The 17923-nt window shown below is 71.4% G+C and carries 20 protein-coding genes and 3 tRNA genes; 11 read left to right on the top strand and 12 right to left on the bottom strand.

What is annotated here, in order from left to right:
* Window positions 1-9 precede the first annotated feature (9 nt).
* The 4 genes from rpmG to ACXDC7_RS05275 form a co-directional block, all read right to left on the bottom strand.
* The gene (gene rpmG, locus ACXDC7_RS05290) at window positions 10-177 is read right to left on the bottom strand and encodes a 50S ribosomal protein L33 (protein WP_179444499.1); all 168 of its coding nucleotides are present in this window, start codon (window positions 175-177) and stop codon (window positions 10-12) included.
* Window positions 178-223: 46 nt separating this feature from the next.
* Window positions 224-297: transfer RNA gene (locus tag ACXDC7_RS05285), tRNA-Met, on the bottom strand.
* 30 nt (window positions 298-327) lie between these two features.
* Window positions 328-400: transfer RNA gene (locus ACXDC7_RS05280), tRNA-Thr, on the bottom strand.
* A 79-nt stretch (window positions 401-479) separates the two neighbouring features.
* The gene (locus ACXDC7_RS05275) at window positions 480-1250 is read right to left on the bottom strand and encodes a class I SAM-dependent DNA methyltransferase (protein ID WP_459221448.1); all 771 of its coding nucleotides are present in this window, start codon (window positions 1248-1250) and stop codon (window positions 480-482) included.
* A gap of 86 nt (window positions 1251-1336) precedes the next feature.
* Here ACXDC7_RS05275 and ACXDC7_RS05270 point away from each other — a divergent pair, with 86 nt between their 5' ends.
* The 3 genes from ACXDC7_RS05270 (at window position 1337) to ACXDC7_RS05260 (ending at window position 2865) form a co-directional block, all read left to right on the top strand.
* Complete coding sequence (locus tag ACXDC7_RS05270) at window positions 1337-1480, top strand: hypothetical protein (RefSeq protein WP_459221447.1); 144 nt, start codon at window positions 1337-1339, stop codon at window positions 1478-1480.
* Window positions 1481-1714: 234 nt separating this feature from the next.
* Entirely contained in the window at window positions 1715-1849 is a 135-nt protein-coding gene (locus ACXDC7_RS05265; protein ID WP_459221446.1) for a hypothetical protein, read from the top strand.
* 17 nt (window positions 1850-1866) lie between these two features.
* Window positions 1867-2865: an MFS transporter gene (locus ACXDC7_RS05260; RefSeq protein ID WP_459221445.1), complete on the top strand. Its 999-nt coding sequence runs from the start codon at window positions 1867-1869 to the stop codon at window positions 2863-2865.
* On the opposite strand, the gene ACXDC7_RS05255 is transcribed toward ACXDC7_RS05260, so the two are convergent.
* The 3 genes from ACXDC7_RS05255 to ACXDC7_RS05245 all read right to left on the bottom strand — a co-directional run bounded on the left by ACXDC7_RS05255 (window position 2837) and on the right by ACXDC7_RS05245 (window position 5453).
* Window positions 2837-2918: transfer RNA gene (locus tag ACXDC7_RS05255), tRNA-Tyr, on the bottom strand. The two genes, ACXDC7_RS05260 and ACXDC7_RS05255, sit on opposite strands and share 29 nt — an antisense overlap.
* Before the next feature lie 70 nt (window positions 2919-2988).
* Window positions 2989-4170, bottom strand: coding sequence for an anhydro-N-acetylmuramic acid kinase (locus tag ACXDC7_RS05250; RefSeq protein WP_459221444.1), 1182 nt, complete (start codon window positions 4168-4170; stop codon window positions 2989-2991).
* 2 nt (window positions 4171-4172) lie between these two features.
* Window positions 4173-5453 (bottom strand): MFS transporter, encoded by a 1281-nt coding sequence (locus ACXDC7_RS05245; RefSeq protein ID WP_459221443.1) that lies wholly within the window; start codon window positions 5451-5453, stop codon window positions 4173-4175.
* Window positions 5454-5543: 90 nt separating this feature from the next.
* Between ACXDC7_RS05245 and ACXDC7_RS05240 the strand changes: the two genes are divergently transcribed.
* Together ACXDC7_RS05240 and ACXDC7_RS05235 are read left to right on the top strand one after the other, a co-directional pair.
* Entirely contained in the window at window positions 5544-6035 is a 492-nt protein-coding gene (locus ACXDC7_RS05240) for a YajQ family cyclic di-GMP-binding protein (protein WP_179444503.1), read from the top strand.
* 12 nt (window positions 6036-6047) lie between these two features.
* A complete protein-coding gene (locus tag ACXDC7_RS05235) occupies window positions 6048-7025 on the top strand; it encodes a Dyp-type peroxidase (RefSeq protein ID WP_459221442.1) in 978 nt (325 codons plus the stop codon).
* 5 nt (window positions 7026-7030) lie between these two features.
* Here ACXDC7_RS05235 and ACXDC7_RS05230 read toward each other — a convergent pair whose 3' ends face one another.
* Window positions 7031-7624, bottom strand: a complete 594-nt coding sequence (locus ACXDC7_RS05230; RefSeq protein ID WP_459221441.1) for a hemerythrin domain-containing protein — start codon at window positions 7622-7624, stop codon at window positions 7031-7033.
* A gap of 11 nt (window positions 7625-7635) precedes the next feature.
* Between ACXDC7_RS05230 and ACXDC7_RS05225 the strand changes: the two genes are divergently transcribed.
* The 5 genes from ACXDC7_RS05225 to ACXDC7_RS05205 are packed head-to-tail and all read left to right on the top strand — an operon-like array spanning window position 7636 to window position 12012.
* Entirely contained in the window at window positions 7636-7944 is a 309-nt protein-coding gene (locus ACXDC7_RS05225) for an aldo/keto reductase (protein ID WP_459222804.1), read from the top strand.
* A gap of 50 nt (window positions 7945-7994) precedes the next feature.
* Window positions 7995-8849, top strand: a complete 855-nt coding sequence (locus ACXDC7_RS05220; protein ID WP_459221440.1) for an ABC transporter ATP-binding protein — start codon at window positions 7995-7997, stop codon at window positions 8847-8849.
* Window positions 8846-10135: a hypothetical protein gene (locus ACXDC7_RS05215; protein ID WP_459221439.1), complete on the top strand. Its 1290-nt coding sequence runs from the start codon at window positions 8846-8848 to the stop codon at window positions 10133-10135. Before ACXDC7_RS05220 ends, ACXDC7_RS05215 begins: the two co-directional genes overlap by 4 nt.
* Window positions 10136-10161: 26 nt before the next feature.
* Entirely contained in the window at window positions 10162-10962 is an 801-nt protein-coding gene (locus ACXDC7_RS05210) for an exodeoxyribonuclease III (protein WP_459221438.1), read from the top strand.
* Window positions 10963-10974: 12 nt separating this feature from the next.
* Window positions 10975-12012 (top strand): 3-hydroxyisobutyryl-CoA hydrolase, encoded by a 1038-nt coding sequence (locus tag ACXDC7_RS05205; RefSeq protein ID WP_179444510.1) that lies wholly within the window; start codon window positions 10975-10977, stop codon window positions 12010-12012.
* Here the strand turns inward: ACXDC7_RS05205 and ACXDC7_RS05200 are convergent.
* The 4 genes from ACXDC7_RS05200 to ACXDC7_RS05185 all read right to left on the bottom strand — a co-directional run bounded on the left by ACXDC7_RS05200 (window position 11978) and on the right by ACXDC7_RS05185 (window position 16606).
* Window positions 11978-12652 (bottom strand): TMEM175 family protein, encoded by a 675-nt coding sequence (locus tag ACXDC7_RS05200; protein WP_179444511.1) that lies wholly within the window; start codon window positions 12650-12652, stop codon window positions 11978-11980. The genes ACXDC7_RS05205 and ACXDC7_RS05200 overlap by 35 nt on opposite strands.
* Complete coding sequence (gene mptB / locus ACXDC7_RS05195; RefSeq protein ID WP_179444512.1) at window positions 12649-14247, bottom strand: polyprenol phosphomannose-dependent alpha 1,6 mannosyltransferase MptB; 1599 nt, start codon at window positions 14245-14247, stop codon at window positions 12649-12651. The genes ACXDC7_RS05200 and mptB (ACXDC7_RS05195) overlap by 4 nt, the downstream gene beginning before the upstream one ends.
* 16 nt (window positions 14248-14263) lie before the next feature.
* Window positions 14264-15793, bottom strand: coding sequence for a polyprenol phosphomannose-dependent alpha 1,6 mannosyltransferase MptB (gene mptB, locus ACXDC7_RS05190; RefSeq protein WP_459221437.1), 1530 nt, complete (start codon window positions 15791-15793; stop codon window positions 14264-14266).
* A gap of 342 nt (window positions 15794-16135) precedes the next feature.
* Window positions 16136-16606, bottom strand: a complete 471-nt coding sequence (locus tag ACXDC7_RS05185; protein ID WP_459221436.1) for a MarR family winged helix-turn-helix transcriptional regulator — start codon at window positions 16604-16606, stop codon at window positions 16136-16138.
* A 27-nt stretch (window positions 16607-16633) separates the two neighbouring features.
* Between ACXDC7_RS05185 and ACXDC7_RS05180 the strand changes: the two genes are divergently transcribed.
* The gene (locus ACXDC7_RS05180; protein WP_459221435.1) at window positions 16634-17890 is read left to right on the top strand and encodes a hypothetical protein; all 1257 of its coding nucleotides are present in this window, start codon (window positions 16634-16636) and stop codon (window positions 17888-17890) included.
* The last annotated feature ends 33 nt before the right edge of the window (window positions 17891-17923 follow it).

Raw genomic sequence — 17923 nt, 5'->3', positions numbered from 1 at the left:
GGCGTCAGCTCAGCGGGTCTCGCGGTGCGCGGTGTGGCTGTGGCAGCGCGGGCAGAACTTCTTCAGCTCCAGGCGATCCGGGTCGTTGCGCCGGTTCTTCTTGGTGATGTAGTTCCGCTCCTTGCACTCGGTGCAGGCGAGCGTGATCTTCGGCCGGACGTCCGATGCCTTGGCCATGGTCGTTTCCTTTGGTCTGCTTCGTCTTCGGGTGGCGGGTACGCGGTAGCGAGAGCGGGATTCGAACCCGCGACCTCACGATTATGAGTCGTGCGCTCTCACCAACTGAGCTACCTCGCCGCGGGAGCGGCCTGCCTCGCCGCTCCGCAGAGCCCCGATGCGGAATCGAACCGCAGACCTTCTCCTTACCATGGAGACGCTCTGCCTACTGAGCTATCGGGGCGTGGCAACAGCCCTCGGGGGCGCTGCCGACGCACAAAGATACACGCTGGCCGCCCGCGTGCGCCAATCGCGGCGATGCCTCACCCGGCGGGCCGCTCCCACACCGAAACGTGGCGCCGGGACTCGGCGGTGAACGGGCTGCGATCCCACCAGTCCCACCGCTCGACCAGCCGCATCCCGGCGATCCGCGCCATCAGGTCGAACTCCGCAGGCCAGGCGTACCGGAACGGGACCGACGTCCGCTCGGCCACGCCGTCGCGGATGGTGACGTGGTGCGAGGTCATCGCCTGGGTGACGGTGTCGTAGGTGTCGAAACCGAGGTGGTCGTCGCTGAGGTCGAACGGGACCGCGGTCTGGCCGGGCGGCAGGCGCCGCAGACCGGGTACGCCGACCTCGACCACGAACCGGCCGCCGGGTTCGAGATGGGCGGCGGCGTTGCCGAAGCAGGCGACCTGGGCGTCCTGGCTGGTCAGGTTGCTGATCGTGTTGAACACCAGATAGACCAGCCCGAAGGAGCCCGGCACCCGGGTGGTGCTCATGTCGCCGATCGTCACGGGCAGCTCGGCGCCGCCGGGCTTCGCGCGCAGGCGCTCGACCATCGCCCGGGAGAGTTCGATGCCGGTGACGGGTACGCCCGCCTCGGCCAGCGGGAGCGCGATCCGGCCGGTGCCGATCGCGAACTCCAGCGCCGGTCGGCCGGAGGCCAGCTCGGCGAGGAAGTCGACGGTGCGGGCGATGCCGGTGGGACCGTGGTCGCCCTCGGGAATGTCGTCGTCATAGGTGGCCGCGACGCTCGCGCCGAAGTGCCCGTCGGGGTCCGTGCTGCCGGGGTCCATGCTTTCGGGGTCCATGATCACGACGCTAGGGTGGGCAACACCGCCGGGCAATCGAGTTTCGGCGTACCCGCGCCGAGGAGCACCGCCGATATCGCCTGACCGTGGTCTACGACGAGCCGGCCGACAAGGCGGCATTCGAGCGCCGCTACACCGAGGAGCACGTCCCGTTGGTCGAGATCCGCCGGCACGCCGAGGGCTGCGGCACCACCTACACGACCTACGCCGGCGAGGTCGCCGAGGCCTGAGCCGGCCCGGCGGCCGTGAGCGTTTTGTGGTCATTCCCGCGCGGAATCGGACGACAAAATGATCACGCGGCCCGGTAATCGCCTCGCCCTCACCGCGTCGGTACGCGGCGGCCGCGGTCGCGTCGCATTTCCGCCAGCGCCGGGGCGCCCCGCTCCCTAGCGTCGATCCGGTGAACGACGCACCCGCCGCAAACCTCACCACACAACGACTTCGCACGCCCAGCGGTGATCTTCATGGCGCTGGCCGCCGCGATCGGGACCGGGAGCGCGTACCCGCTGCAACCGGCGATGGCGGACGTCGCCGATGCCCTGAACTCCACCATCGGCGCGATCGGGTCGCCCTCGCCGCCGCACCCGTCGGCTACCTGATCGGGCTCTGCCTGCTCGTGCCCCTGGTCGACCGGTTCCCGCCGGGCCGCGTGCTCGCCGCTCAGTTCGGCGGCCTGGCAGTCACCCTCGCGTCGGCGGCGGCGGTGGGCAGCACACCGGCGCTCGGCGGCCTGATCGGCGTGGTCGGGGCCTTTTCCGCGGTCGGCGCGGGGATCAGCTCGGTCGCTGGCCGGCTCGCGCGTTCCGAACGACGCGCGGTGACGCTGGGCATGGTCACCGCCGGCATCTCGGCCGGCATCCTGGCGGGCCGGATCGCCGGCGGTTGGCTGAGCGACGCGTACGGCTGGCGGGCGATGCTGCTGGTGTTCGCGGCGGCCTGCGCGGGCAGCGCGACCGGCTGCCTGGCGCTGATCCCGAGAGCGCCCGCCGGCGCCGACCGCGACTACCTGGCGACCGTCCGTTCGCTGCCCCGCCTGATCGTCCGGAACCGGCTCCTGCGCTCGGCGGCGATCCGGGGCTCGGCATGGTTCTTCGCCTTCTGCGCGATCTGGGCGGGACTCGCGGCCGCGTTGGCCGAGCCGCCCTACTCCTACCCGGCCGAGCGGATCGGCCGGTACGCCCTGGCCGGGCTCGCCGGGATGCTGATCACTCCCCTCGCGGGCGCCCTGACCGACCGGATCGGCCCACGCCGCGTGATTCTCTGCGGGCTCGCGCTGGCCGGCGCCGCCGCGGTCGGCGTTGCCCTCGGCCTGAGCAGCCCGGTCCAGACGCTGGCGTGTCTGGCGCTCTTCGATGCCGGACTGTTCGCGGCCCAGGTGGCCAACCAGAGCACCGTGCTGGCCATCGACCCCGCCGCGCCGGCCCGCTTCAACGGCGCCTACATGGTGGTCTACTTCGTGGGCGGCAGCCTCGGCACGGCCTTCGGTCCGCTGGCGGTCGGCCTGCTTGGCTGGACGGCCACCGCGCTGATCGCCGCGGCGGCCATCGCCTTCGCCGCTGTGCTCACGACGCTGGACCGGCGTTCGGTGGCAGGTGTTGGATTCGAACCAACGTAGGCAATGCCGACGGTTTTACAGACCGCTCCCTTTGGCCGCTCGGGCAACCTGCCATCGGCCGTCCTCGCGAACGACCGGCGATGAGGATAGCAAGCGCGCGAGCCGCGGCACCAATCCGCGAAGTCAGGCCGCCAGCAGCTCCAGCCGATCGGGCAGAGCGGACAGGGGCGCCACCGACAGCGGGGCCTGCCCGGGCGTGATCGATCCGAGCACGCTCGCCCTCGACGCGCCGGTGGTCGAGGGCACCGCGCCGGGCAGGTGGTGCGCGGTGAGCCAGCCGAGCACCGCGAACGCGAGCGCCTCCTTCGCGCTGACCGGCAGCCCGTACGCCTCGCTCGACCGCACCGGCGCCGGCCTCGACAGTGCCGCGATCCGGCCCATCAGCACCGGGTTCCTCGCGCCGCCGCCGGAGACCACCAGGCCGGTCACGCCTTGGTCGGCCGCCGCCTCGGCGACGGTACGCGCGGTCAGCTCCACGAGCGTCGCCATCAGGTCGGGCAGCGCGATCGGCCGGTGCGCGGCAACCGCGGCGTCCAGCCGGGCGAGGTTGAAGTGTTCCTTGCCGGTGCTCTTCGGCGGCCGGCGCGCGTAGTAGGGGTCCGCGGCAAGGTCGGCCAGCAGCGCCTCCCGCACCCGCCCCGCCGCCGCGGTCTGCCCGCCGTCGTCGAAGTCGGCGCCGCCGTCGCGCTGCATGATCGCGTCGAGCCACGCGTTCGCCGGCCCGCTGTCGAACGCGACCGGCGGGTCCGTCGCCACCGTGAGGTTCGCGATCCCGCCGAGGTTGAGCGCGGCGGGCCGGGCGCCGAGCTCGGCGAACGCCGGCGAGCGCAGCCACCAGCCGTCGAACAGCGCGACGAGCGGCGCGCCCTGCCCGCCGGCCGCGACATCGGCGGAGCGGAAGTCCGAGACGACGGGCAGGCCGGTACGCGCGGCGATCCAAGCCGGCTGCCCGAGCTGCAGGCTGCCCCGCGCGGCGCCGTCCTCGACCCAGTGGTGCACCGTCTGGCCGTGACTGGCGACGAGGTCGGCCCGGCCCGCGCACAGCGTCGCCACCGCCCGCTCGGCCAGCGCCGCGAACGACCGGCCGATCTCGGTGGTCAGCCGGTTCACCTGCGCCAGCTCGATCCGGCCGGGCGGCAGGGCGGCGCGGAGCAGTTGGCGTACCTCGTCGGGGTAGTGATCGGTGATCATGCCGAGCGGGCGTACCCGCAGCGTTCGTTCCACCAGCTCGATCTCCGCCGCCGCCGCGTCGATCCCGTCGAACGACGTCCCCGACATCAGCCCGATCACCCTCAGCCGGGCCATGATCATCTCTCCGGTTCGGGCTTGCGGGGCAGGGTGAGCAGCGCGACGAAGCTGACCGCGCAGGTGATCATCACGTAGTACGCCGGGACGGCCTTGTTTCCCGACCAGGCGACGAGCTGGGTAATGATCAGCCCGGCGCTGCCGGAGAAGACGGCATTGGCCAGCGAGTAGGACAGGCCGAGGCCGGTGTAGCGGACCGAGGTGGGGAACATCTCCGACAGCATCGCCGGCCCCGGCCCGGCCATCAGGCCCACGCTGGCGCCGGCGAGCAGCAACCCGATCGCCCGCGGCACGATGCCCACATCGGCGCTGAGCAGCCAGAGCAGCGGCAGCGCCAGCACCAGGGTCGCGCCCGCGCCGAGCAGCATGATCGGGCGCCGGCCGACCCGGTCGCTCGCCCAGCCGGCCGGCAGGATCGCGGCGGCGAACCCGAGATTGGCCAGCACGGCCGCGGTGAGCGCGGCATCGACGCTCGAGCCCAGCGCCTTCTCCAGGTACGCCGGGAGCACCACCAGGAACGTGTAGCCCGCGGCCGCCCAGCCCATCAGCCGGGCGATGCCGAGGCCGATCGCGCGTACCGTCTCGCCCAGCGGGGCGGTCTCGACGGCACCCGGGTCCGCCGCGCGCAACCGCTCGAACTGCGGCGTCTCGTCCAGCCGCAGGCGCAGGAACAGCGCGACCGCGCCGAGCGGCAGCGCCAGCAGGAAGGGGATCCGCCAGCCCCAGGCCTGCAACTGCTCGGCGCCCAGCACCGCGCCGACCAGCCAGACCGTGCCCGCCCCCGCGAGCAGCCCGAGCGCGACGGTGAACGACTGCCAGGCGCCGTAGCGGCCGCGGCGCCCGGGCGGCGCGAACTCGGTCATCACCGCGACGGCGCCGCCGAACTCCCCGCCCGCGGACAGCCCCTGCAGCACCCGGACGCAGGTCAGCAGCACCGGCGCGGCCGCGCCGACGGTGGCGGCCGTGGGCAGCACGCCGATCAGCGTCGTCGCCACCGACATCAACACCAGCACCGCGATCAGCACCGGCCGGCGGCCGAACCGGTCGCCGAGCCGGCCGAACAGCCAGGCGCCGAGCGGCCGGAAGAAGAACGCGAGCGCGAACGAGGCGTAGGTGCGGATCAGCGCCTCCAGCGGCGCGCCGCCGTCCTGGGCGAAGAAGTTCGCCGCGATCGCGGTGGCGAGGAACCCGTAGACGCCGAACTCGTACCACTCGATGAAGTTGCCGACCGAGCCGGCGATCAGCGCGCGGCGCGCCTTTGCGGGCGTTGCCTGCTGGGACATGGCGCCTCCTTGCAACCCTCGGCAGCCTAAGCCCGGCGCCCGGTGCGGGCTAGGGTGTGACACGCCGGCAATCGGGAGAGGGGAGGCGACGTGGCCAAGGAGAGTTCGTTCGATGTGGTGAGCAAGGTCGACCGCCAGGAGGTCGACAATGCGCTCAACCAGGCGGCCAAGGAGGTACGCCAGCGCTTCGACTTCAAGAACACCGACGCCGGCATCCGCTGGTCCGGCGAGCTGATCGAGATGGAGGCGAACTCCGAAGAGCGGGTGAAGGCCGTGCTCGATGTCTTCCAGTCGAAGTTGATCAAGCGCGGGATCAGCCTGAAGGCCCTGGATGCCGGAGAGCCGCGCAGCTCGGGCAAGCTGTTCAAGATCACCGGCTCGATGACGGAGGGGATCAGCACCGAGAACGCGAAGAAGGTCTCGAAGCTGGTCCGCGACGAGGGGCCCAAGGGCGTCAAGGCGCAGATCCAGGGCGACGAGCTGCGGATCACCGGCAAGTCCCGCGACGACCTGCAGGCCGTGCAGAAGTTGATCACCGGCGCCGACTACGATTTTGCCGTCCAGTTCGTCAACTACCGATAGCAGGAGACACCGATGAGCAACGAAGCCGTCGGCGGCATCGTCGACAACCAGCACGCAATCGACACCGAGCCGCAGTATGTCGACGCACCGATGACCGCGGCCGCGGCATTCCTCGTCCTGACGATCAATGACGGGGAGGAGGCGGCTGCGAAGGCCCGCTCCGTGGTGGCCAGCACCGGCGACCTGATCAAGGACGTGAACATCCGCGCCGCCGATCACATCTTCACCTGCAATGTCGGCATCTCGCACGACGCCTGGGGCCGGCTGACGGACAAGCCGCTGCCCAAGGAACTCAAGCCGTTCACCGAGATCAAGGGCTCGGTGCACACCGCGGTCGCCACCCCCGGCGACCTGCTCTTCCACATCCGCGCCGACTCCGTCGACCTGGTGATCGAGTTCGAGAAGCTGGTGCTGGAGGCCTTCGGCGACTCGGTGACCTGCGTCGACGACGTGTCCGGCTTCCGCTACTTCGACGGCCGAGATCTGCTGGAGTTCATCGACGGCACCGCCAACCCGGAGGGCCTGGCGCTGCGCGCGGACACGATCGTCGGCGACGAGGATCCCGACTACGCCGGCGGCGCCTATGTCGTGACCCAGAAGTACCTGCACGACCTGTCCCGCTGGCGCTCGGAGTCCACCGAGAACCAGGAGCGGGTGATCGGGCGTACCAAGTTCGACAACGTCGAGCTGCCCGACGCCGGTCCGGCGGACCAGAAGTCGCACAAGACGTTGTGCACCATCGAGGACGAGGACGGCGAACACGACATCCTGCGCGACAACATGCCGTTCGCGGTGCCGGGCAAGGGCGAGTACGGCACCTACTTCATCGGCTACTCGCGCTATCTGTGGGTGGTCGAGAAGATGCTGGAGCGGATGTTCATCGGCGATCCGGTCGGCAAGTACGACCAGATCCTCGACGTCTCCCGCGCGGTCACCGGCACCACCTTCTTCGTGCCGTCGCGCGAGTTCGTCAAGAACCTGGACGGCTGAGCCGGCTACTTCGCCTTCGCCGCCTTCTTCGACTTGGCGCGCGGGTTCTTGGCCTGCTTCTTCTTGGACACGGTCCCGCCGCGGCGCTTGTTCTTCTCGACAAACTTCTCCGGATCCTTGTCCTTCGGCGTCTCGCCGGTGGTCGCCCGGATCGCCTCGTAGCGCAGGAACTTCACGGCGATCTCCTGGCGCAGCTCCAGGCTCGCCTGCTGCCGGAAGTCGGCGAGATCCTGGCGCTCCTCCTCGCCCATGTGCCGGCTGTTGTAGACATTGCAGTCGGTGACCGCGGCCCACCACTTCGGCGAGCCCGTCCTGGCTCGCCGGGCCCGCCGGATCGCCTTGCGGATGTTGTTGTGGTCCGAGACCGCGTCCTCGGCCTCCTCCTCCACGTCGGGCGCGTCGGCGGCGCCGGTGCCGAGCTTCAGCAGCTCGGGGTAGAAATAGCGCTCCTCAGCCTCGGCGTGGTTCTCCAGCAGGATCGCCAGGCGCCGCCAGATCGCGGCCAGCCCCTCGGTGTCGTCACGCGGCCATTCCTCCAGCGCGGCGAAGGCGCGGCGCTGCTCGTCGTGCTGACGCAGGATCTCTTCGGTGATGTCCATCCCGCAACGATATATCGACTATTCGCTTTCGTCGCGCGTCTCCGCGTCCGACCCGAACACTCCCGCCCGCGCCGCCGCCAGCGCGGCCGCGGCCGCAGGTCGCCATCGCCTGGTTGCTCGGCCGGCCGACCGTGGCCTCGGTGATCATCGGCGCGCGGACGCCGCAGCAGCTACGGGACAACCTCGACGCCGCAACGCTGACGCTGGACGCGGGCCAGCTCGCCCGGCTCGACGCGGTGAGCGCCGTCGAGGCCCCGTACCCGCACTTTCCCTACCGGCGACAGGAGGGCTTCGCGTTGCTCGACCCGCCGTTGGTCTGAGACGACGCATCGCGGAGTGCGACCGCGGCTCGGCCCCGGCGCGGGCCGGCATGGCCCGCGGCCGGATGGCGTACCGGCTGACGCCGACAACGATGGGCACCATGTTGCTGAGTGCCCGCGGGCTGACCATGACCTACGGCAAGGGCACGGGACAAACCCGCGCCCTGGCCGGTGTTGATCTTGATGTGCGACCCGGATCGTTGGCGATCATGGGGCCGTCCGGATCGGGCAAAACCACCTTGTTGCACTGCCTGGCCGGCATCGTCCGGCCGACCGGCGGGGCGGTGCTGTATCGAGGTCATGATCTTGCCACGCTGTCGGATCGACAGCGGACCGCGCTGCGGCGTACCGATTTCGGCTTTGTCTTCCAGTCCGGCCAGTTGCTGCCGGAGCTGCCGGCCGCCGAGAATGTCGCCCTGCCGCTGATGCTCGGCGGCCTGTCCGCGCGGGAGGCCACCGCGCGCGCCGGCGGTTGGCTGGACCGGCTCGGCCTGGGTGGGATGCACGACCGCAGGCCGGGCGAGCTGTCCGGCGGGCAGGCCCAGCGGGTGGCGATCGCCCGGGCCCTGGTCGTCGAGCCGTCGGTCGTCTTCGCCGACGAGCCGACCGGGGCGCTGGACCAGCGCACCGGCGCAGAGGTGCTGGACGTGCTCGCCCGTACGGTCACCGCGGCCGGTGCCGCGTTGGTCGTGGTCACCCATGATCGTTCGGTCGCCGCGTCGTGTTCCCGGACGATCACGATGGCCGACGGCCGGATCACCGGTGAGTACTTCGCGCCCGGTACGCAGCCCCCCGCTCCCGAACGTCGCCCCAAGCTGAGCTTCGGCGAACCGGAGTCCGAGCGGACCGCGGTGCTGGAGACCACGACCGTGCTTCCCGCGCTCGATCCGGCGGTACGCCGATGAGCCTGCTCCGTCTCGGTTGGCTGCTCGCCCGGCGACAGCGCGAACTCGGCATGATCACCGCGCTGGCGGTGCTTGCCCTCACCGTCGCCACCGGCGCCCTGCTCACGGTGCTCGGCGGCCTGCAGGCCTTCACCGCGCGAGCCGGTGGGGACCCCGACGACCTCTACATGGTCCTCGCCCAGGTGGCGACGATCATCCTCGTGGTGCCGGTGATGACCCTCGGCGGGGCGGCCGCCCGGCTGGCGATCTCCCGGCGCAATGCCCGGCTCGCGGCGCTGCGATTGGCCGGTGCGACGACCCGCCAGATCGGCACGCTGACCCTGGTCGAGGCAGCGGCCCAAGCGCTCGCCGGCGCGCTGCTCGGCACCGTGCTCTACGAGATCGCCCTGCCGGAGGTCGCGTTGCTCAACTTCCAGGGTCGCTCGTTCGACTGGGCGGAGCTGCAGCTCGGCCCGCTCGCCCTGCTCGGTGCGGTCGCCGCGATCGTGATCATCGCGACCGGTTCGGCCGCGATCAGCCTGGCCGGCGTCGCGGTGAGCCCGCTCGGCGTGGCCAACCGGGTCAGCCCCAAGGCACTGTCGGCGCTGCGGCTGGCGCTGGCGATCGGTGCCTTTGCTGTCTGGGCCGTGGCATCCGGCCAGCAGAATGTGACCGTGATCATGGTCTCCTTCGCCATCTGCCTGGGAGTGCTCGGGGTGGTCGGACCGTTCGTCCTGTGGTGCGTGGGCAAGATCGGCGCCGGGCTGGCGCGGACCGCCCCCCAGTTGCTCGCCACCCGTCGCCTCTCCGATGATCCCCGGGGCGCCTGGCGGGCCGTCGGCGGCGTCGCGCTGGCCACCTTCATCGCCGGCATCGCGTGCATCGCGCCGTCGCTGCCCCAGGACACCGAGAGCTACCCGACGATCAATACCGACATCTTCACCGGCGCCTGTGTCACCTTGATCATCTCGGTGCTGCTGGCGGCCACCTCGACCGGAGTCAACCAGGCGACCCGGGCCCTGGACCAGGCCCCGTCCTTCCGGCTGCTGCATCTCGCCGGAACCGAGCCTGCCGTGCTCCGCCGCGCCCGGCTGACCGAAACCGCGCTCCCGCTGGGCTGGGCGGTCGGCACCGCCGCCGTCGCGGCGCTGTTGCTGATCGCCCCGCTGGGGATGGAAACACTGACCGGCAATTGGTACGGCCCGACCCTGTTCCTCGGCGCCGTGATCGGGTCGGTCACGCTGATGCTCGGCGCCGTCCGGCTCACCGAGCCGCTGGTGGACTCGGCGGTCGCCGCGCCCAACTGATGCCCGTCCCGCTAGCATCACGCCGCGTGCGCATCGCCACCCTGAACGTGAACGGCATCCGCGCCGCGCAGCGCCGCGGCCTGCGGGACTGGCTGGAGGCCGAGCGTCCCGACATCGTCACCCTGCAGGAGATGCGGGCAGCGCCGGAGCTGGTGCCGGGCGAGGTGTTCGAGGGCTATCACCTCTCCTACGACGCCGGCTCGCTGCCCGGCCGCAACGGGGTGGCCGTCGCCTCGCGGGAGGCGCCGCTGGCGGTGCGCACGTCGATGGGCGCTCGGGAGTTCGCCCACGAGGGGCGCTGGATCGAGGTCGACCTGCCCGAGATCACCGTCGCCTCCCTCTACCTGCCCAAGGGGGCCTCTCCGGATGATCACGAGCGCGCCGAGGCGTACCGGCGGAAGATGCGGTTCCTCCCGGCGCTGGCGAGGCACCTGACCAGGGCTCGTCGCGACGCGCGTCGCGCGGGCCGCGAGTTCGTGGTCACCGGCGACTTCAACATCGCCCGTACCGAACACGATCTGGCCAACCCGCGGGCCAACCGGCGCTCCCCCGGATTCCTGCCCGAGGAGCGCGAGTGGTTCGGGTCCATCCTGTCCCCGCGGACGCTGGTCGACGTGGTACGCCGGCTGCACCCCGACGGTCCCGGGCCCTACTCGTGGTGGAGCTGGCGGGGGCAGGCGTGGAACAACGACGCGGGCTGGCGGATCGACTACCAGCTCGCCAGCCCCGGCCTGGCCGCGGCCGCCACCATCGGCGGCACCCGCCGGGACCCGAGCTACGACCGGCGGATGTCCGACCACGCCCCGGTGGTCGTCGACTACCGCTGAGGCTAGGGTGCGATGGTGGTCGACTACTTCACCCTGGACACCGACGACGTCCGATTCGCCGACGACGGCGCGCTCGGCCGCATCGAGCTCAACCGGCCGAAGGCGATCAACGCCCTGACCACGCCGATGGTCACCGACATCGGCACCGTCCTGCGGCGCTGGGCCGACGACGACGCCATCGCTGCGGTCGCGATCACCGGCGCCGGCGAGCGTGGCCTGTGCGCCGGCGGCGACGTGCGGGCGGTACGCGAGGCCATCGCCGCGGGCGACCTTGATCAGCCGTATGAGTTCTGGCGCAGCGAGTACGCCGTCAATGCCCAGATCGCCGACTACCCCAAGCCGTATGTGGCGATCATGGACGGCATCGTGATGGGCGGCGGGGTCGGCATCTCGGCCCACGGCAACCGGCGGCTGGTCACCGAGCGGACCAAGATCGCGATGCCGGAGACGATCATCGGCCTGTTCCCCGATGTCGGCGCGCTGTGGTTGTTGGCCAACGCCCCCGGCGAGTTCGGGACCCATCTGGCCCTGACCGGCTCCACCATCGACGGCCCCAGCGCGATCACGGCCGGGCTGGCCGACGCCATGATCGACTCCGCAAGCATCCCGCAGGTGCTGGACACCCTGGCCCGCGGCGAGTCGATCGACGAGCTGACCAGCGTGCCCGAGCCCGTCGAGCTGCCGGCGTGGCTGGAGGCCTACGCCGGCGACGATGCCGCACAGATCGTTGCCCGGCTGGAGGCCTCCGACGACGCCGACGCCCGTGCCGCCGCGGAGGCGATCCGGGCGCGCTCACCCTTCTCGGTCTCCGTCACCCTCGCGGCGCTGCGCCGGGCCGCTGCGATGTCGTCGGTGCACGAGGTGCTGGCCCAAGATCTCGTCCTCGGCCGGCGCTTCCTGGCCGAGCCCGACTTCGCCGAGGGCGTGCGCGCGCAACTGGTCGACAAGGACCGCAACCCGAAGTGGCGGCACGCCTCGCTGGACGAGGTGGACCCCGCCGAGGTCGAGGCGGCCTTCACTCCGTCGGACGGGAGCGCAGCCCGAGCCTGACCAACAGGCCGCGCAGCGGCCAGGTGAGCGCCAGCAGGAACAGCGCCAGCGCGCCCGTGCCGGTCAGGGCGCCGATGAGCGCGGCGAGGGTGTAGAGGATCGACATGGCCAGCGGTGCCGCAAGGATGGATCGATCGGGATTCGGCAGGCCGGCTCGCGCCCGGGCGGCGTACTCGAGGACGGCGAGCACGAACAACAGCCAACTGCTGAGCGCCATCGAACCGATGTAGACCAGGGTCTGCGCGGCGTCGCCGGGCAGCCCCGTGTCCAACGCGGTCGCCACCGGCAGCCAGGCGATGGTCAGCAGCCAGGCGAGGTTGACGAGCGAGCGGGCCGGCGACATCGGCGTGTCGGCGCGGAAGATCCGATGGTGCTGCAACCAGAAGACGCCGATCACCAGGAAGCTGATCACGAACCCGATCAGTTCCGCGCGCCGCTCGGACAGGTACTCCAGGGTCGTCAGGTGCTCCGCCGACGCCTCGACGACGCCCTCCAGCAGCGGCAGCGCCAGCAGCGTCAGCGCAATCGCCACCGCCGCATCGGTGAACGCCCCGAAGCGGTGGCTGGTGTCGACGAAGGCCAGCCGGCCGCCGCGGTGCGCGGGCGGTTTCAGTGGTTCGTGGGTGGACGATTCGGTCATCTGGTCGATCCCGTCACGAGTCGGCGGTCCGGGCGCCGCGAGGGCGGCTCGTACCGGAAAGCATCGGGCCGAAGCTCCTCCGGCCGCAACCGGCCCGAGGGCCCGGCCCCGCCCCCGTTGGGTGGCCCGCCGAAGGCGAGCCGGTCGTTGGCCCAGCCGGCCCACACGATGGCAAGCATGCCGACCATACCGATGATGCCCTGGGAGTTGCGATCGGCGTACTGCAGGAAGCTGAAGGCCAGAACGATGATCACGCCCCAGCAGGACAGCCGGACCACCCGGCGGGAGAAGTGGGTGAGCGGGAGGAAGGTGCCCCACCAGGTGAGGTACCACGGATGCAGCGCCGGGCCGCCCATGGTGATCGCCACCAGGGCGTAGGCGAGGAAGTCGATCGGGCGCCGATAGGCGTGCCGGAAGTACAGGTACAGCACCCCGAAGACGGTGATGATCATGCCGACCTGGCGGAAGATGCGGACCACCCGACGGGCGATGTCGTAGTAACCGAGCTCATTCAGCGCGTTCTGCACGATCTCGCCCAGCATCGTGGTCGGGGCAATCGTGCTGACCATGCCGGGCACGTTCAGGCCCTGGACCCACCCCCAGCCGAGTCCGCAGGCCAGCGAGATCACCACGAAGGCGATCACCGTGGCCACCGTGCCGACGGCGACCACGAGCGCGCTGTGCCATTGTCGGGCCAGCGTGCTGGCCCGGCCGGCCGGTTGCGGCGGCATGGCGAGCAGCGCCACCGGCACCACGCCGACGATGGCGGGGATCTTGACGGCGGTGGCGGCGGCGACGAGCAGACAGCCGACCAGGAAGCGGCCCTTGTTGGCCATCCAGAGCGCGAGCGCCAGCAGGGCAAGCATCACGGCGTCGTTGTGGGCGCCGCCGATCACGTGGATCATCACCACCGGGTTGGCGATGGCGAACCACAGCGCCAGCCGCGGATCGGCGCCCACCCGGCGGGCCAGCGCCGGCAGGCACGCGGCGACCACGACCATGCTGATCATGGACAGCAGCCGCATGCCGAGCGTGGAGGACCAGTAGGGATTGAAGCCGAACAGGTCGACGACCAGATGATTGATCTGGAGCGCGACCGGGCCGTAGGGCGCCGGGGTGTAGCGCCAGATCGGGATCACCTGCTCGGCCCAGACGCCCGGGATCTGGGAGACGCCACCCTCGTTGTAGGGGTTGACGCCGTTGTGGATCAGCCAGCCCTCGGCGGCATAGGCGTAGGAATCGTCGCTGAAGACCGGCGGCGCGAACAGCATCGGCAGCGTCCACAGCGCCACCACGACCCGCATGTCGACCAGCGGGCGGCCGATCCGCGGCCGGAGCTGGAACCACGCGTCGGCCAGCATGATCACGCCGAACAATGTCAGACCGGTCGCCAGCGCCCGCATCGGCGGGGTGTTCAGGTAGGGCACGATGTCGTACCACGGCGAGTTCTCCGGCAGGTACGCCGGGGAGATCGCGCCGAGCGCGAGCAGCAGGCTCGCCACCATGCCGCGGCGTACCGACGCAACGGCCCATGCGTCGGCGACCAGCGCCCGCAGCACCGCCCAGCGGCGCCTCAGCAGTTCACCCCAGGTCATTGCCCGCTCCCCCGCCTCAGTGCGCCGGGACCAGCTCGGGCCGGCCGGGCCGCGGCACGCCGCGGGCGGGGAAGTGGATCCGGTCGTTGATCCAGCCGAGCCACAGGAACGGCACGACGGCGATGATGCCGAGCAGCAGGGTGTCGTTGAGGAAGCAGTAGACGATGATGCTGGCGTACATGCCGATGGTCACCGTGAAGGCGCCGATCCGGCGGACCAGCAGGGAGGCATTGGTCAGCGGCAGCAGCGTCGAGGCCCAGGTGAAGTACCACGGGTGCAGGGCCGGGCCGCCGACCGTGATGGCCGCGATGGCCGCCGTGACGAAGTCCATCGGCCGCCGCAACGCCCAGCGGTGGAACAGCCACAAGATGCCGACCACCGTGGCGACCATCCCGGTCTGCCGGAAGATCCGCACCGCGCGGCGCCCGGCGTCGTAGAGGCCGAGCTCGTAGAGACCGATCCGGGCGACCTCGCCCAGCAGCACCCAGGGCGCCATGGTGACGACGATGCCGGGCACGTTCAGCCCCTCGATCCAGCCCCAGCCGAGGCCGGTGGCGAGCGAGATCGCGACGAAGGCCAGCACCGTCAGCGTCGAGGCGATCGAGACATGCACGATCATCTGGAACTCGCGCTGCCAGCGCGTACCCCGCTTCGACACGGGCAGCGCGATCAGCGCGACCGGGACGGCGACCACGATCGCCGGCAGCTTGATCGCGGTGGCGGCGGCGACCGCGACGCAGGCGAGCAGGAAGCGACCGCGGGTGGCGAGCCAGAGCGCCAGCACGACCAGGCCGAGCATCCAGGCATCGTTGTGGGCGCCGCCGATGAAGTGCGTGACGGCGAGCGGGTTGGCGACCGCGAACCAGATCGCCGTCGCCGGGTCCGCGCCGAAGCGGCGGGCCAGGCCCGGCAGGCAGCCGGCGATCAGCGCCATGCCCGCGATCGAGAGCAGCCGCATGCCCAGGGTGGAGGACCAGTACGGGTTGAAGTTGAACAGCCCGACCACGAACTCGCTGAGCTGCAGCGACAACGGCCCGTACGGCGCGATGGTGTAGCGCCAGACCAGCACCGCCTGCTCGCCGAACGGCCCGGGCATCATCCCGACGCCCATCTCGTAGGGATTCTCGCCGTTGTGCAGCATCCAGCCCTCGGCCGCATAGGCGTAGGAGTCCTGGCTGAAGATGGGCGGCCCCAGCAGCATCGGCAGCGCCCAGAGCGCGACCACGACCCGCAGATCGGGCCGGGGGCCGTGCACGCGGGGGCGGAGCTGGAACCACGCGTCGACCAGCATCAGCGTGCCGACCAGCGTGAGCACCGTGGCGATCAGCTTCCAGGTCTGGCTCTCGCCGAGCCAGGGCAGGTACGTCAGCCAGGGCGAATTCGCCGGGGTGAAGGCCGGGGTGAAGGCGCCGATCGAGATCATCGCGGTCGCCAGCAGGCCCCGGCGTACCGCCGCGACGGCCCAGGCCCGCGGAACCTCGGTGACCAGCCCGGCCCAGAATGCGCGGACCCGCGTCAACCACAGCGAGCCGGCAGCCTGCAGCACGGGCGGCTCCTTCCAGTGACGTCGGGCCCGGGGATCAGGGCATCGGGGTCCGGTGAGACAGGCTACGGGAGCGCCCCGGCGGTGGGAAATACGACCGCAGTCGGGTTCTGGGCCTCTGTGCGTCGGGTACGCCATCCAGCTTGCGAGGCCAACCGGCACCCGCGAGCTCAACCGGCACCTGCGAACGTTACTCAGCCCGCACCTGCCGGTTCAGCCCGCGGATGAGGTCAGGCCCACCCAAACGCGAACCCAACCGGCACCCGCGAACGTTACTCGGCCCGCGCCTGCCGGTTCGGCCCGCGCCTGCCGGTTCGGCCCGCGGGAGCATGGCGGATCCGGGCATCAGGCGGAGCCGTCGCGAAGGGCGGCGAGGACGGCGCGCAGGGTGGCGTCGGCTTGTGCCAGGTCCTCCGGCGACAGCCCGGCCCGGCGCAATGGGTCGGCCCGGCGTTCGCGGGTGGTCGTCCACAGCTCATCGAGGACGGCGCGCCCGTCGGCGGTGATCGCCAGTAGCGGGGCAGTCCGGTGATCGCGATTCGGCCGCCGCTCCGCCCGCCCGGCATCGACCAACACGTCGGCCACCCGCTGCACCGCCTGCCGGGTCAACCCGAGCCGGCGGGCCACGGCGGCCACCGTTCGCGGCTCCTCGCTGATCGCGCTGAGCACATGCCACTGCGCCGACGTCAGTCCCAGCGGGGCGGTCTCCGCGTCGCTGATCCGCCGGGTCAGCGCGGCCAACTCGTACACATCGGCGATCAGCAGCCGGTACGCGCCGTGCAGGTCACCCGGATCGGGCTCGGATGTTGACAACATGTTGTCATTATAGCAACCTCCTGTCGTATGACCTCCCGACGCTCCGCGTACCGATATGTCCGGGCGCTGGCGCTCGCCATCGGCTCGATCGCCGGCGCGGGCCTGCTGAGTACGCCGAGCGCGGTGCTGGCCGCGGCCGGCGACGCCGCGGTGCTCGCCTGGCTGGTCGCGCTCGCGATGTGCGTACCGATGTTGCTGATGTTCGGCGCGTCCGTGCGCCGGGATCCGGGCGGGATCGGGCTCGAGTCGCTCGTCCGCCGCGGCCTCGGCGATGTCGCGGGCGGAATGATCCCGGTGATGTTCGTCGGCGTGGTGGGGATCGGCCTGCCGACCGGGGCGATGGTCGCCGGACGGTTCGTCGCGCTGGCCACCGGCTGGCCGGCCGCCGAGCCGATCGCCGCGCTTGCCGTGCTCGGCACCGCCCTCGCGACGAATCTCGCGGGGCTGCGGACCGGGGATGCCGTCGGCCTGCTCGGCAGTTGGTCGCTGCTGATCGTCTGCGGCTGGCTGATCGTCACCGCCCTGGCCGGCGGCAGCCAGCGCGCCGATCTGTTACCGGGCGCCGATTGGTGGCAGCTCCTGCCCGCCGGGGTGACCCTCGCCTGCTGGGCGTTCATCGGCTTCGAGAACCTGACCTTCCTGAGCGATGAGCTGCCCGATCCGCACCGCGACTTCGTGCCGATCGCCGCCACCGCGTTGGCCGTGCTCGGCGTCGTCGCGATCGGCCTCACCGTGGCCATCGCCGCCAATGTGGCGCCGGAACGCCTCGACCCGGTGGGCGGCCTGTTGCAGCTCGCCGCCGGCCTCGGGCCGGCCGCGACGGCCGCGGGCGTCGGCGTCGCCGTCGTGGCCATGCTGATCAACGCGGTCGCCTGGCTGCGTGGCGTGTCGACGATGATCATCGGTGCGGCCGAGCGGGCCATGCTGCCGCGCGGCCTGGCCCGTCGCCGGCGCGCGCTGGGCCTGATGGGCATCCTCTTCGCGCTGACCACGGCGGTCCTGCTCGCCCGGCCGGAACTGATCGTCGCCGGGCTGGCGGCCTCCAGCGCGACCTTCATCGCGATGTATGTGATGTGCGTGCTCGCCTGGTTGATCCGGGGCGGGCCGCGCGGGCTGGGCATCGCCAATCTCGCCGTGCTGGTGGTGATGGGAGCGGCCGTGATCGGGAACGGGCCGAGCAGCCTGCCCGCCCTCGGCATCGGCCTGGTCGCGCTGGCGATGTCGGTGCTGTTCGCCCGCCGGCGCGCCTCACGGGCAGCCGGCGCCCCGGTGAGCAAGCGGTGATCAGCCGGTAACGCGCACCGCGATCGGCTGAAA

The sequence above is a fragment of the Naumannella huperziae genome (assembly GCF_054073625.1).
This window is presented reverse-complemented; position numbering and strand designations above follow the sequence as displayed.

What these genes read in the sequence shown, in the direction of transcription:
- rpmG (WP_179444499.1), bottom strand. Translation starts at nt 177, where the DNA reads ATGGCCAAGGCATCGGACGTCCGGCCGAAGATCACGCTCGCCTGCACC.
- ACXDC7_RS05275 (WP_459221448.1), bottom strand. Translation starts at nt 1,250, where the DNA reads ATGGACCCCGAAAGCATGGACCCCGGCAGCACGGACCCCGACGGGCAC.
- ACXDC7_RS05265 (WP_459221446.1), top strand. Translation starts at nt 1,715, where the DNA reads ATGGCGCTGGCCGCCGCGATCGGGACCGGGAGCGCGTACCCGCTGCAA.
- ACXDC7_RS05250 (WP_459221444.1), bottom strand. Translation starts at nt 4,170, where the DNA reads ATGGCCCGGCTGAGGGTGATCGGGCTGATGTCGGGGACGTCGTTCGAC.
- ACXDC7_RS05245 (WP_459221443.1), bottom strand. Translation starts at nt 5,453, where the DNA reads ATGTCCCAGCAGGCAACGCCCGCAAAGGCGCGCCGCGCGCTGATCGCC.
- ACXDC7_RS05235 (WP_459221442.1), top strand. Translation starts at nt 6,048, where the DNA reads ATGAGCAACGAAGCCGTCGGCGGCATCGTCGACAACCAGCACGCAATC.
- ACXDC7_RS05230 (WP_459221441.1), bottom strand. Translation starts at nt 7,624, where the DNA reads ATGGACATCACCGAAGAGATCCTGCGTCAGCACGACGAGCAGCGCCGC.
- ACXDC7_RS05220 (WP_459221440.1), top strand. Translation starts at nt 7,995, where the DNA reads ATGGCCCGCGGCCGGATGGCGTACCGGCTGACGCCGACAACGATGGGC.
- ACXDC7_RS05215 (WP_459221439.1), top strand. Translation starts at nt 8,846, where the DNA reads ATGAGCCTGCTCCGTCTCGGTTGGCTGCTCGCCCGGCGACAGCGCGAA.
- ACXDC7_RS05205 (WP_179444510.1), top strand. Translation starts at nt 10,975, where the DNA reads ATGGTGGTCGACTACTTCACCCTGGACACCGACGACGTCCGATTCGCC.
- ACXDC7_RS05200 (WP_179444511.1), bottom strand. Translation starts at nt 12,652, where the DNA reads ATGACCGAATCGTCCACCCACGAACCACTGAAACCGCCCGCGCACCGC.
- mptB (WP_179444512.1), bottom strand. Translation starts at nt 14,247, where the DNA reads ATGACCTGGGGTGAACTGCTGAGGCGCCGCTGGGCGGTGCTGCGGGCG.
- ACXDC7_RS05185 (WP_459221436.1), bottom strand. Translation starts at nt 16,606, where the DNA reads ATGTTGTCAACATCCGAGCCCGATCCGGGTGACCTGCACGGCGCGTAC.
- ACXDC7_RS05180 (WP_459221435.1), top strand. Translation starts at nt 16,634, where the DNA reads ATGACCTCCCGACGCTCCGCGTACCGATATGTCCGGGCGCTGGCGCTC.